Origin of the sequence: Peribacillus sp. NPDC097295 (genome assembly GCF_044761665.1) — a bacterium.
Classification (GTDB): domain Bacteria; phylum Bacillota; class Bacilli; order Bacillales; family DSM-1321; genus Peribacillus.
In genome coordinates this window covers 51772-66179 of the sequence record NZ_JBIWCW010000019.1, presented here as the reverse complement: position 1 = coordinate 66179, position 14408 = coordinate 51772, and the positions used below count along the sequence as shown (strand labels likewise).

General features: G+C 38.7%; 11 protein-coding genes and 1 riboswitch. Of the genes, 3 read left to right on the top strand and 8 right to left on the bottom strand.

Annotation, left to right across the window (positions count from 1 at the left end):
• The first annotated feature begins 121 nt into the window (after positions 1 to 121).
• A complete protein-coding gene (locus tag ACIQXN_RS19270; RefSeq protein WP_402970413.1) occupies positions 122 to 1381 on the top strand; it encodes a cytochrome P450 family protein in 1260 nt (419 codons plus the stop codon).
• Between the two features lie 128 nt (positions 1382 to 1509).
• Here the strand turns inward: ACIQXN_RS19270 and ACIQXN_RS19265 are convergent, their stop codons facing one another.
• The 6 genes from ACIQXN_RS19265 to map all read right to left on the bottom strand — a co-directional run bounded on the left by ACIQXN_RS19265 (position 1510) and on the right by map (position 9065).
• Positions 1510 to 1986, bottom strand: coding sequence for a hypothetical protein (locus tag ACIQXN_RS19265; RefSeq protein WP_402970410.1), 477 nt, complete (start codon positions 1984 to 1986; stop codon positions 1510 to 1512).
• A 427-nt stretch (positions 1987 to 2413) separates the two neighbouring features.
• The gene (locus ACIQXN_RS19260) at positions 2414 to 4402 is read right to left on the bottom strand and encodes an acetoacetate--CoA ligase (RefSeq protein ID WP_402970407.1); all 1989 of its coding nucleotides are present in this window, start codon (positions 4400 to 4402) and stop codon (positions 2414 to 2416) included.
• 248 nt (positions 4403 to 4650) lie between these two features.
• Positions 4651 to 5790: an acyl-CoA dehydrogenase family protein gene (locus tag ACIQXN_RS19255; RefSeq protein ID WP_402970404.1), complete on the bottom strand. Its 1140-nt coding sequence runs from the start codon at positions 5788 to 5790 to the stop codon at positions 4651 to 4653.
• Between the two features lie 123 nt (positions 5791 to 5913).
• Positions 5914 to 7170 (bottom strand): GTPase, encoded by a 1257-nt coding sequence (locus tag ACIQXN_RS19250; protein ID WP_402970401.1) that lies wholly within the window; start codon positions 7168 to 7170, stop codon positions 5914 to 5916.
• Positions 7171 to 7311: 141 nt separating this feature from the next.
• A complete protein-coding gene (locus ACIQXN_RS19245; protein WP_402970399.1) occupies positions 7312 to 8064 on the bottom strand; it encodes a PadR family transcriptional regulator in 753 nt (250 codons plus the stop codon).
• Positions 8065 to 8318: 254 nt separating this feature from the next.
• Complete coding sequence (gene map, locus ACIQXN_RS19240; protein ID WP_402970396.1) at positions 8319 to 9065, bottom strand: type I methionyl aminopeptidase; 747 nt, start codon at positions 9063 to 9065, stop codon at positions 8319 to 8321.
• Between the two features lie 293 nt (positions 9066 to 9358).
• Between map and ACIQXN_RS19235 the strand changes: the two genes are divergently transcribed.
• Positions 9359 to 10024, top strand: a complete 666-nt coding sequence (locus tag ACIQXN_RS19235) for a lysozyme family protein (RefSeq protein ID WP_402970393.1) — start codon at positions 9359 to 9361, stop codon at positions 10022 to 10024.
• Between the two features lie 35 nt (positions 10025 to 10059).
• Here ACIQXN_RS19235 and ACIQXN_RS19230 read toward each other — a convergent pair whose 3' ends face one another.
• On the bottom strand, positions 10060 to 12024 hold the full coding sequence (locus tag ACIQXN_RS19230) for a GTP-binding protein (RefSeq protein WP_402970391.1): 1965 nt from the start codon (positions 12022 to 12024) through the stop codon (positions 10060 to 10062).
• 238 nt (positions 12025 to 12262) lie between these two features.
• Between ACIQXN_RS19230 and ACIQXN_RS19225 the strand changes: the two genes are divergently transcribed.
• On the top strand, positions 12263 to 12994 hold the full coding sequence (locus ACIQXN_RS19225; protein ID WP_402970388.1) for a class I SAM-dependent methyltransferase: 732 nt from the start codon (positions 12263 to 12265) through the stop codon (positions 12992 to 12994).
• A 58-nt stretch (positions 12995 to 13052) separates the two neighbouring features.
• Here the strand turns inward: ACIQXN_RS19225 and ACIQXN_RS19220 are convergent, their stop codons facing one another.
• Positions 13053 to 13802, bottom strand: a complete 750-nt coding sequence (locus tag ACIQXN_RS19220) for a sporulation protein (protein ID WP_402970385.1) — start codon at positions 13800 to 13802, stop codon at positions 13053 to 13055.
• Positions 13803 to 14236: 434 nt separating this feature from the next.
• A riboswitch (cyclic di-GMP riboswitch) is annotated at positions 14237 to 14326 on the top strand.
• Positions 14327 to 14408: the final 82 nt, after the last annotated feature.

Genomic DNA, 14408 nt, shown 5'->3' with positions numbered 1-14408 from the left:
ATATTACTTTAATTAAAGTAATATATTTTGAGTAATTGAAGTTTTTAATTAAATGTACTTTATCTACAACTTACACAAGTATTAACGATTAAAAAATATTTGTAAGGAAGGATGATAAAATATGAACAACTCAAATCAAATGGTGCAAGAACAAGTTCTAAATTTATTAAGTGGTCAAAATAAAGAGAATCCCTTTTCTATATTCGCTAAAATACGTAAAACGGGACCTGTCATTTCTATTCCAAACCCTTTTGGTCAAACAGATAGTCAAGCTTGGTTAGTTGTACATATGGATGAAGCAACTCAAGTTTTGAAAAATCACGCGATATATACAGTAGACCCTAAAACGCTTGAGGATGACAAAGGCTATAGAGATAATATCACTAATGATCTAAATTCATCGTCACCTGATACCTTTTTCACTGGGAAATCCATGCTTTTTTCCGATGGTGTTGATCATAGAAGATTACGTATGTTAGTTTCAAAAGCCTTTACGCCTCGATACATGGAAGGGTTACGTTCTCGGGTTCAAGAAATTGCTGATGAATTACTGGACCAAGTTCAGTCTCAAGGTGAGATGGACATTGTTAAAGACTATGCCTACCCCTTACCGATTAATGTGATTTCAGAAATGTTAGGTGTGCCACATGAAGATCGCGAAAAGCTTAAAATTTGGTCCACCGCAATCGCTAATGGCCTAGGTTTGGGTAAACAAGATCCGACGGTTGGGAAGCATTTAAAAGAATTCGGGGAATATACTAAAATGTTAGTTGAAGAAAAAAGGAAAAATCCTTCCGATGACTTAATTAGCCAGTTGATTGCCATTGAAGAACAAGGTGAACGTCTTGATAAGTCAGAGTTAATATCGATGATCACGTTACTTATTTTTGCAGGTCATGAGACAACGTCTAATTTAATTGCAACTGGCACTATGATGTTATTTGAGAATCCAGAACAGTTAGAAATGCTTAAAACTGACTTAACTTTAGTTCCATCAGCTGTTGAGGAACTATTGCGATTCAATGGTCCATCAACGATTGTCGGACCGCGTTTTGCAAAAGAAGATACACTACTGGGTGGGCAGCAAATCAAAAAAGGAGATTTGCTTCTTGTGATGGTGAAAGCCGCCAATCGTGATGAGAAAGTCTTTACTGACTCAGAAGATTTAGATATTAAACGTAAGATAGATCGCCACCTAGCCTTTGGACATGGCCTCCACGTATGTCTAGGGTCTCCGCTTGCACGTATAGAAGGAGATATAGCCTTTACTACTCTATTAAAACGAATGCCCAACTTAAGGCTAAGTATTCCTAAGGAAAAAGTTGAATGGCAATTTTCCCTTTCATCTCAAAGTCTTGATTCACTTCCTGTTTCTTTTTAGAAATGGTTAATCTCCTCTCGATTACAAAGGTAAACCCCAAACCACAATTAGCAATTAAGGTTTGGGGTCTTTATATTTACAACTAAACTTATTAATTATGTACTAAATACATAAATCCCTTCCGCTTTCTAATTAACTTCTAGTACAAATGCGTATAACGCATCACCTTTAGAAACGCTAGCATCCTTTTCATCAGTCCACCCCGCACTGTATGCGTAATAGTAAATGCCTTTTTCTTTAGGAACAGTAAACTGATTATCCCTTAAATGAATTTCTGTTTCTTTATTTTTCTCATTCGCATTAAACTGTGTTACATGCATTTCATTTGGTTTAGGTTCATAATCCATCTTTAAGGTAACCTTCTCTCCTGGAAGCGCCTCAATAGGCTTTTTATCCGCTAATAGTTCCACAGGTCCAGCCATATCCACACAAGTATTAACTTTGTTATCGCTCCAACAATACGTACCCAGTTTCGTTTCATATGTTTCATTCGCCAGTTTAATAAGTACTTTTGGTGGCTTTTCTTCAACCACTTCCTTACTATTTTTATCTGAACAACCCATCAGATTAAGCAAAACAAATGATAGTACTAGCCATTTTTTCATAAAAAATCCCCACCTTTATTACTTAGACTTAGCATATATGCATAAAAAATGAAATATAGAACCTTAATCGATTCCACATTTCATTTTTGAAGTAATCTCTTTTTTGAATATCTACTAGAGAACTTTTTGCTACATAAACGATTTTCTTCAACCGAGACTTAACACACGAATAAAGACTATTCCCTCTTAAAAGCTCCCTCAGCAATTTCACAACATTCACACGTATTTCAAACTAGCTACCTTATGAAAGCTTTTAACTCCATTATTAATAATGATACTTCCTAAGATAGACCGCTCTCCGCTTACATGACCATATAACTGTTTAAAAGATTTAAAAGTTAATTTTGATTCAAAGTGATTGATTACCCCTTTTCCTATTCTTAGAAAAGACGGAGTCTTTTAACCCCGCCTGTATTTCTTAAAGTATCTAAAATATCTTTTCCTCATTCAACTCGATTGCCAACTTTTTAAAGAATTGGAGCGATTCTGGATTACTCATGGAATCTGCATTCACCACTTTATCAAATTCAAAACCAAGTAATAGTTTACGAATAGGTACTTCCATTTTCTTACCGTTCAAAGTTTTTGGTATGTGTTCGACGAGATAAATTTGATCTGGTATAAAACGTGGGGAAACATGTTCCCTGATTTGCTCTTTAATTTTTGCAATCAGATCAAGATTGAGCGTCTTCCCCTGCTTAAGAACAACGAATAACAGCAAGGACGAACCACGGCCAAGTACTTCTCTATCAATCACCAGACTTTCCATCACGTCATCAATCGCTTCCACGACACGATAAATATCGCTGGTCCCCATGCGTACACCTGAACGGTTGATGGTAGAATCTGAACGCCCATAAATGATGCAGCTGCCTCTATCATCAATCTTAATCCAGTCGCCATGCTTCCAGACACCTGGATACGTATCGAAGTAACTATTAAAGTATCGTGTACCGTCCTGGTCATTCCAAAAATAAAGCGGCATGGAGGGCATAGGCTTAGTAACCACAAGTTCACCAACATCATTTATTAGTGAATTCCCCTGTTCATCAAATGCTTCCACATGAACACCTAGCGAACGTCCCTGTATCTCTCCAATCCTAACAGGAAGAATAGACACACCCCCTACAAAGCCAGAGCATACATCTGTCCCACCACTCGACGAACTAAGCCAAATATCCTCTTTAACGCTATCGTACACCCACTTAAAACCATCACTTGATAATGGGGCTCCTGTAGAAAAAAGAGACTTTAACTTTGTTAGATTGTATTTTTCGATTGGTTTAATGCCTTGTTTCATCGAACTTGTAAGAAAAGGGGCACTTGTTCCAAAGGAAGTCATGCCTGTATCTTCAGCCAATTTCCAGAGGGTCTCCATATTAGGATACGAAGGACTGCCATCATAGAGGACAATGGTTGCTCCATTCAGTAATCCACCCATCAGCAGGTTCCACATCATCCACCCTGTCGTGGTGAACCAAAATACCGTGTCCCCCGAAGTCATGTCTTGGTGAAGTCTTGTAGCCTTTAAATGCTCGAGTAGAATACCTCCATGTCCTTGAACGATCGGTTTTGGCATGCCCGTCGTACCCGAAGAATAGAGGATCCAAAGTGGATGATCAAAAGGAACGCTTTCAAAAGTTAAATCCGCTGATTCTATCACAAGCGTGTCCCATGGAATGATGTTCTCTAGTTTGTTTTCTAGATTCTTTTGATCTATGTAAGGAACCAGCACGGTGTGTTTGACTGTAACCAATTCATTTTGCAACTGTGAAACGACGGATGTTTTATCAAAAAACTTGCCATTATAGCGATACCCGTCAACAGCAAATAAAACAACCGGCTCTATCTGTTTGAAGCGGTCAATGACACTTCTTGCGCCGAAGTCAGGTGAACAGCTGGACCAGATGGCTCCGATACTGGCCGTAGCCAAGAAAGCAATAACCGTTTCGGGGATATTCGGCATGTATGCTACAACTCGATCACCCGATTTCACCCCTAGTTTCCTTAAAGAATGGGCGACAGAAGCAACTTTTCCCTTTAGCTCTTTCCAACTGATTTCTTGTTTAGTGATCGTCTCGGAACGAAAGAAAATGGCTGGTTTGTCTGCATTGTCTTTTGATAAAGCATTCTCCGCATAATTAAGCCTCGAGCCTTCAAACCACTTTGCACCCGGCATCGTCTCATCCGCTAAGACCGTATCATACTTTCTTGTGACTATTACGTCACAATATTCCCATATGGACGCCCAAAATTCTTCAAGTTCATCGACCGACCACTTCCATAACTCTTGGTAATCATCAAATTCCAAACCTTTCTTATCCTTCAGCCAGTTTGCATACTGTGTCAAACCCGTTTCCTTAATCTGATGTTGTGTCGGTTCCCAAATGATTTCTCCCTCTTTGAGCGATTTCATATCATTTCCCCTTTCAAAATCAAAAAACCAAACAGTTCAACAACATATCACCTTAATGAACGCTTTCAAAAAAATGGTAGTTTATTTAGATGATAATGGATTGTTGATATACCGTCAATCTACACAGGATTAGATATTTTGAATATTTTAGGATTATGTTATTTTGCAAGATTGAGGTTTTCCCTTTAACTTATATATAAAAAAACACTGAAATGGAAAATCCATTTCAGTGTCTCAGTGTTTAAATCTTAATAAAGAGCTGACTTCGCAAGCATCGTAATCGTAATATCATCCATTGGTGGATTATGAAGTCCTGCTCGGACATCCCGGTAATACCGTTGTAGGGGATTAGTCCGCTGCAGGCTTTTTGCCCCAACGACCCTCATCGCTTTATCGACAATGGATATAGATTTGTTGACGACCGAAAATTTAACCGCACCTAACTCTTTCGATATTTCCCCGTGATTTTCAGGTTGCGTTTCCCATTTTTCGGCGACAGAATAGAGAAAATGACGTGCTTCCGCTAATTCTAGTTCTATTTCTCCAATTGTTCTTTGTACATTCGGAAGGTCACGGATAGGGCCAGGTAGACTATTTGGTGAGTAAGTCTTCGCAAATTCGACGGCATAATTTCGTGCTGCTGATGCTATCCCCAAATAACACGCAGGTATATGTAGGAGCCAAGCTTCCGGTATCCGCTTTCCAGGCTCCTTCTGCATGACATAATACTTTTCTGGTAGGACAACTTCATTCAAGACAAGATCATGACTTCCTGTCCCCTGCATGGAAATCATATCCCATGTTTCTTCTATTAAAACTCCTGGAACTTCTCGATGAACCAAGAAGGTACCCATCTGCTCTTCTTCCGTTACCCAAGCAGTAACAAGGAAGATATCAAGGACTGGCGAAAGCGTCGTAAAGGTTTTTCTACCAGTAAGTATCCATTGATCACCTTTCTTGATAGCTGTCGTTTCTGGACGCCCTCCACGTGTGGGGCTACCGGTACCAGCTTCTGATGCAGCCGTATTGACGAGGGCTCCTTTAGACACTTCCTTAAAAAACTCCTCCATGACCTCTTTTTCCCACGGACGTTTCTCTGTCAAAGATAGAACCGTCCCCACATGCCAGCCAATACCTAAAGCGGTCGGTCCACAATATTCTGCAATTTTTTCCTGAGCAAGGAGGAAGTCATATAAAGAACCGCCTTGACCCCCAAATTCTTTCGCCAGGGTTAACATAGGATAACCGAAATCTTTCAACTCCTGAATGTTTTCAAAAGGAAATCCCTTGGATTCGTCAAGTGCTTCGGAACGTTCCGGAAAGGACTGTATAGCATGCTCTAATTTTTCTATATATTCTTTTTGCTCAACTGATTGGAAAAACGACATGAAGATCATCCCTTCTTGATATGTAGACAAAATATATTTTGTGTGAGTAAAATTATTAGAACTCACCTATTTCTTATCACTTTAGTCATCTATATGAGTTAAAAGTTCCCTTAATCGATTTGATTAAGGGATGATTTCTTCTTTTTCTTCATCTTCATATACTTTATTTGCATGTTTATATGCTTCTTTTGCCTGTTCCATGCTTTTATCTTCAATGAAGTAAGCGATGGCAGCCTGACCAATCCCATAGGTGACAGCTCCCGCTACCGCACCAGAAACAGCAAGACCAGCTCCTGGTATCAAACGGACAGCAGCACGAACTCCCTCTCTCACAAGTAGACCAACGCCAACATTTATACCTAAAGCAGTAATGAATTCAGTGGCTGTTTTCATATTGATTTCTTTATCAGCAATGAACCCGATTACCACAATCATCAGACCTTGTATACCCGTCAATATTGGGAAATCCGCAAATGGTATGGGTTCAGCACCGATTAAACTGGCAATTGCTGTAAATGCACTGACGATTGTCCGTGCGAATTTTTTCTTGACGAAGTGACTTTGCATGGCCTTAGCCGTCATTAATTTCGCTTCACTGGGTAAGGCCTCAATCAAGTAGGTAGATAACTCATCGATGTTCCATCTCATATCGTAATCGATATTTCCATTATCATCAAAATCAATATAAGAACAAATCGGAATGATATTCAAAAGTGGGATATCACTTTCTTTAAACCGCTTTTCCATCAACGCAACAGCTTCATCTATATGCTGTTTTTTCTTAGGATGGGCATCAAATGGCACTTGTTTATAATGAGGTGGATCCAATTCATCGACTTGGGTCACCACGCAGATTACCGGTACATCATAGTGATGTTTTGCTTTCACGATTTTCCGTAGCTTGTTTAGTTCCTTTAAATCTTCTTCAATACGAGAATCGGTTTCTTTCGCTTTAATAAGGAAAAGAAAGACATCCGGCTGTTCTCCTGTAACCGCATTAATTAACTCATCCATTGGTGTATCTTCCTCAAACTCTTCTGTAGGTGCTTCACTTTCTCCTAAACCACGAGAGTCCAGCAAACGGATTTTCGGATCGGTTTCACTAGGATACCACAGCCATTTACCTTTACCCGTGCCAGACTTAACAGAACTGACATATTGACGTTTTTCTCCGAACATCGAATTAATCAGAGAGGACTTGCCTGAACCCCGCCTTCCGACTAGAGCAATCCGTGGTTCCCTGGCGTCAACGGTCATCGTTTTCACTCTTAAGAGTTGGTCCAGCATTTTATTCTTTTTAGATTCTGAAATAGGAAGTTTATCGACCTGGCTCTTTATCAATGTATATATACTACTCATTTCATCGCGTTTTTCTTTCATTGTGATTCCCCCTTAATTAAGAACAGTTTTATTGAACTTTACCCCTGAACGATTCGACTTAAGCATATACATGAGATGATTGATCTTTTCAGTCACTAGGTACTAGTGGTTCTTAAACAAGTAAAAGGAGATTGAAAGATGTTAGGATTTTTCTTCGAGAAAGGTCACTACGCTTGCCAGATACTTTTGGATTTCCTGTACTTGGTATGCTGCCGAATCGGCAATCTGCTTATAATGGTGTTGCCCTTCATCCGTAATTCGCAAGTAACGTTTCGTACGTTTCTCACTTTCCCATCTGCCGACAAGTAATCCTGTCTCCTCCATTTCATGAGATAAATCGTAGAGATACCCATTAGAGGCAATCCAACCGAATTGATTTTTTAGCAAGTCAGCAATTTCCCCCATATAAATGGGTCGTTTTGTGAAAGCGGCCTTCAACGTAACATAACGGACTAAATCCTTCACAGAAATGATTTTCGAAAAATAAGAACGGTATTCTTCTGGTAGTTCATTCACAACCGGAGGATTCATACCAGAACCTTTTAAATCAAACATAAAGCGGTCTATGACCTTCTTCACTTCGGAAAAACGTTCCAGGAAATTCTCTTGGTACCATGCATAAAGATCTTTCCCTTTTTCTGTTATTTGATAATAGTTTCTTCCTTTATTCGTATATAATGATAAATGGCCTGATTCAACAAGATTATTAGAAATTTTACATAAGTAGTCGTAACTATGCACTTTACCCGTAAACATATTTTTCAGGTCCTGATGTATGGCACGTGGATAGTTTGCTTTATCAGTCAGAGAATGCAGTAAAAAAATCGTCAAGAATTCTCTCTGACTTAATCCAACAGATTCAACCGTTGTAGATAATTTTTCCCCTTTCTTCACTGTCAACCCCCCTATATATTATCTGCCCCATAAACTCGTTAACAACATTAAGATTCCTTATCCTTATTATCCTGTGCTCCCACAAAATAGTAAAGGATTTCATGCCTAATTACTTAGTACATAAACTATGTGTTCCATCTATTTCAGTGTCAATTGAATACAGAATATTCTGTCGAGATAATTTATGGAATAAATTAGGATAAAAGGGTAAAAAGAGCGATGACCATGAAAATCGGTCATCGCTCTTCTATTTCTTATTGTTCGGTTAGAATCATTGGGCCTTCTTTTGTAATAACGATAGTATGTTCATATTGAGCGGAAAGCTTGCCGTCCGTTGTTCTTGCTGTCCAGCCGTCTTTGTCCACTTTCATATGCCATGTTCCAGCATTCAACATTGGTTCAATCGTAATGACCATGCCTTCTTTCAAGCGAGCGCCTTTACCCGGTTTACCGTAATGTAATACGGTTGGATCTTCATGCATCGTTTTTCCGATTCCATGCCCTGTGAAATCGCGTACGACCGAGAATTTTTCCCCTTCAGCATACGATTGGATGGCGTGCCCGATATCTCCAAGACGATTGCCTACTTGAGCAGCTTCGATACCTTTATATAGAGCATTTTTCGTTACGTCCATCAAGCGCTGTGCTTCCTCGGAAACTTCCCCAACACTATAGGTCCAAGCTGAATCAGCTAATCCTCCGTTAAGTCTCACTACCATGTCGATCGTTACGATATCTCCCTCATTCAACGGTTTCTTCTGGGGGAAGCCATGACAGATTACATCATTAACGGAAGCACAAGTCGCATATTTATACCCTTGATAGCCTTTTTGCTCTGGCGTTGCTCCGTGTTCCGCCAAGAATTTTTCCACAAACTCTTCAATTTCCCAAGTCGTAACGCCCGGCTTGATCATTTTTGCAATTTTTCTATGCGTCTCAGCAAGAAGCTTACCCGCTTCATGCATCAAATGTATTTCTCGTTCACTTTTTAAAGTAATCATTTAAAATCCTCTTTCATCTTATAATATCTTTTCTGGTTGATTCTCCTTATTTATCATATGCCTTTTTTTATATAAAAAGCAACCAGAAAACCGGTTTAAAACAACAGTACAATAAAAGGGATGGGATTTTCACAATGGTTTTACTTAGATTAAGAAATCAAACAGTATAATCGAGGAAATTTTTGTAGCACTCCATTTTCTCTTCCTAAGGAAGGTTAATAGAATAGCAAAATAGTTTTTGTTCATTCTATTTGTTAGAATAGAAGAAGATTAACTTGATAATAGGAGAGAATATGAGGAGATTACGGAAGAAACCAAAGGCTATACTTGTAATAGTTATGATATTTTTTGCCTTATTGTTTATAAAGCAAGTATTGCAAATGACCTTTTCAGTCAATCTATCGACACCACTGAATAAGATGAACTCATTTGCAATCGTTGAAAAATATAGTACGCAAATTCATGATGAACTGAAGAAATATGGTCTGGAAGATCAAACGTTGACAGTAATTGCTGTGATGCAACAGGAAAGTCGAGGAAAAGGTGGAGACCCCATGCAGGCTTCTGAATCAGCTGGCCTCGCCCCGAATACAATTACCGATCCTAATGAAAGCATTAAATATGGAGTGAAACATTTCCAGCGAGTTATCGAATACGGAAATGAAAAGAATGTGGACTTCTCTACAATCATCCAATCTTATAACATGGGGACTGGATATATTGATTTTATTGCCAATTCCGGTGGTAAACATACGGAAGAGCTAGCAAAGGAGTTTTCTGCCCTTCAAGTCGAAAAAGATCCCGAACTCTATGATTGTGGGGGAAATAAGGATAATTTCCGCTATCCTTATTGCTACGGGGACTTTTCCTATAGTGATAAGGTAGAGAAGATTCTGGATACCCTTGAAAATAGCACACCGGCAATTGCCATTGAAGAGGAAACAAATGAAGCTTTTTAGTTGCGACATCTGTTTTCCTCTTTTTTGCACTTTAATTAAGACTCCCTCTTATAAACATGCATATTCCTCTCAGCCTCTTCCCAGGTTAACGTATACCCTTGTCCTTTGGCACAGAAAATGGAGGATGAGGTATAATCGGGATCTGCATTTTTATTATAACCATTCCGTTCGATGACCTCATCTTGATTATGGCAACGATCATACCCGGCAAAGGTCAAGTTAATGGATCCCTTCCCTTGTGTGAAAGAAGCCAACTGGCCACTATAGTCCATAAATGTGGAGACTGGTACCACCCCCGTTAAAAACACTTTGTCACCTTCTGTTTTCGGTGGATCGAAAGTTCCGTGTGCCTGTTGAATATCAGATAGTACACGACCCATCTGATCCAGGACCACTTTAATTTTAAACTGATAAAAAGGCTCCAGCAGGATGTTTTCTACTTTTTCCAACCCTTGCCTTAATGCTCGATATGTAGCTTCTCTAAAATCCCCACCTGATGTATGTTTATTGTGAGCTCTTCCTGTCAGTAGTGTAACCTGTATATCGGTAATTGGAGCGCCCGTTAGTAAACCATGATGTTCTCGTTCAAAGAGATGATGACGAATTACATTTTGAATGCCAACGGTGAGATCATCAGCATGACATGCATTCTCGAATGTAATGCCACTATTTCTTTCTCCCGGCTTCAATTGGAGATGGACTTCTGCATAGTGTCCTAAAGGCTCAAAATGCCCGTATCCTATAGCTCCTGTTGCAATCGTTTCTTTATAAAGGATTTCTGGTTTTTCAAATGAGATATTTAATAGGAAACGTTCCTTGACCAACTGTACCAAGACTTCTAACTGTATAGTCCCCATAACGGATATGTGAATTTCTTGTGAGCGTTCTTCCCATGATACATCCAAGGAAGGATCTTCAACATTCAACGTTTGAAAATGGCGCAATGCTTCTTTAATATTTATCGTAGGTTCAAATGTAACTTTCGACTTTAACGTCGGTACCATTTCATATATAATTTTCTCTTTTAACGCACCTAGACCGTCACCGATTGAAGTCACTGATAAACCTGTCACCGCAAAGAGTTCCCCTGCCCCAACCTGATTGACGTTTTTGAACGTACTGCCATTATAGGCGCGTATTTGTGTGACTTTTTCGGAAATTGAATCTTCTGCTTTTCCATACTCGATTTCATCTCGGACTTTTAAAGTTCCGCTCAAGGCTTTGATAAAAGTGATTCTCGTCCCATTTTCATCATGCCGAATTTTATAGACACGCCCAGCAAATGGTTCTTGATTTCGATAGTCGGTGGCAGTTAACTGATCTATTTTTTCCAAAAAACTTTCTACTCCAACCCCTTGAAGAGCTGAACCACAGGCAAGAGGAAACAATTTATTATCACGAATCAAATCTTTCATCGTAGTAAGCCACGAATCTTTGTCATAACCGTGGTCTATATAGGTCTCCAGCAGAGATTCATTACGTTCAGCGACAAACTCAACAAGCTCTTCTTTCATTTCACCATGTACGAAAGAATCTGTGATGTTACAGACATCCTTAGTCAAATTCAGTTGAATATCTTTGATCACTGTATCCACATCCGCACCTACACGGTCGATTTTATTGATGAAGAAGAACGTGGGTACATGATGTTTTCTCAGAAGTTCCCAAACCGTTTCCGTATGCCCTTCTATCCCTTCCACTGCACTGACAATGATGATTGCATAATCCATCACCTGAATGCTCCGTTCCATCTCTGGGGAAAAATCGACATGGCCCGGGGTATCAATTAAATAATAATTTGAATCATGGTAAGTAAACCTGGCTTGATCCGCAAACACTGTAATCCCTCGCTGCCTCTCGATGTCATGGCTATCAAGGAAAGAATTCTGGTGATCAACGCGCCCCCTTTGTTTAATGCTATTCATGCTATAAAGAAGCTGTTCGGAAAATGTTGTTTTCCCAGCATCTACATGCGCTAAAATCCCAATCGTCTTATTCATTTTTTTGCCTTCTTCCATGGAGTTCACTCAAAACATCCATATCTGTTTTTTTATCCTTCATTCAATAAAGAGTATACTCTAAAATCAACTTATCTCCCTATATTATAACCGTCCCGCTCATAGGGTTACTTTGATGTAACACGTTACCGTATACAAATATATTGAAGCTGAATGTAGTCACTCTTTCATTTTAAAGCATAAAATAAATGTGTGACTACAGCAAAGGAGTTAAAAAGTTATGCATCAATCATATCTTGACGCCTTAGCCTTCTATGGAATCGAAGGTGCTCATCCAGGTGGTTTCGACTTGACAATAAGCATCCTTATGAACGAAAGAATTGACCCGCTTACTACAATTCTGGATGCAGGATGTGGGATGGGCCAAACATCGCAATTCTTGGCAGAAACCTTTAATTGTGGCGTTTATGCAGTGGATAATCATCCACAGATGGTTAAACGCGCAGCCAAGCGATTTCACCAAGCGCAGTTACCCATTCAGGTTTTTATCGGCTCCTTAGAAGAATTACCGTTTCCCGCAAACCACTTTGACTACATCATAGCGGAATCCACTACAGGTTTTACCGATATCAAAAAATCCCTTGCTGAATATTTCAGGGTGCTAAAACCTGGGGGTATCTTGATTTCGATTGATATGACAGCGGAGATTACATTGCGTCCCAACTTGAAGAATGAATTGATGGATTTCTATAAACTAAAAAACATCCCGACTGAAGCGGAATGGGTAAGTGCCATCAGAGAACAAGGCTTTAAAAAAACGGAAATCCTTCATTCTAGTACAGTTTTAGAGGAGTTAAAAAAATATTCTGCTGCCAACCAACGCACAAGCAACTCAACGGTTTTCAAGGGAACTTTAAATGATATCATCAAAAAACATTATCGTCTTATGCTCACTCATGGAAATAGTCTTGGTTACCGGGTGTTTAGGGCGAGCAAGGCATATCCATATTAGCCCCAGATAGAGCCCTTGTTGTGAAAAAAACACCTAGTAGATTACTAGGTGTCTCCAGTCAGCTATATTTATTGATTAGTTCATTCAATAATTCTTTCAATCTTGGGACATCGCTCGTTCCGTATGAAAAACGCACATGGCTCTCATCCATATCAAACATTTCTGCAAGATAGCCGCCTTTTTTATCTACTTGAATAATGGCATCAACTCGATCTTCAGAAATAAAGAACACCGCTTCCAATTCATCTAATCGACCTCTAAATGGTCCACTTGTTGGTACAAACTCAAACTCTTGTGCGAACGGTAGTCTTCCTCGAAGATAACCTGGTGCTTTTTTAGCTTCCGTCTTACGTAAACGGAAACCAAGGCTTTTCACTGATAGCAAAAAGGCATTTACAAGCGGATGCGGTTGAATCTCGATATAATCCCGATCTTGTGGGTCAATTGACATACTTATATCTAATCCAGTCTGTAGCCACACATTGGTCTTTCCAGTCGTGATAGGCACATCGTTAGGTATGGAAATACTAAATGGAATGCTTTTAGACTCATTAGGATTAATAACAAAAGAATCCAACAATTTATACTTTCCTAATACTGCATCATTTTCATGATTTCCATCATCCGATTCAATCGTATAGTTACAAAAGACGGAAAGATAAACCTCATCAATCCTTTGTTCTACTTGCCCTCCTTGAATTTCCACTATTCCTTCTAGTAATTCTCCAGGAATAAAATTCGTTTTATATAATTTTGTATCCACTTTAGCTGAACCCATTCCAATTGAACTCAGTAGCTTCTTTAACATATACACGACCTCCAATTTTCACCTTATGAATAAAATGTAACATAGGAGAAAAATACTAACCACCAATAAATTATGTTTTATATTATTAATTTGCTTTCTTTCATAATCAAATAGGTTGCTGACTATTCATTCACTTTTTATTAATTCTTTTATCTTTTAGATTATTTTTATCCTATACCATAATTCTCCGTATTTTTTAATATATTCATATAGTTTCTAAAGCTAACTGTCTTCTACTCTCCAATCCTCAAATCTTTCTCACTTGGAATAATTTTTAAACATGCCAAAACTAATTCCCTTTATTTCCACCTTTTAATAGCCCTTTCTTTGTTATGAAAATTATTGTTAAATTTTACTAGTAATTTTTTTTAAATAAGTTCTCAACAATACAAAATGAGTGACGATATATACACATGAGGAATTTGTTTTCTTAACATAACTATAGGCAAACTCATTGAAAGGTGAGGGCGCAAAGCCACAGGTCTAAGGGGGAATTGGAATTCTATGGCGGCTGGGTTGCGATATATCTTCTTTAATAGGTATAGTACTTAACAGTCTCATCTAAATAGATTTTTTAATGAACTTTTTTAGTTAGGATTTCCTATT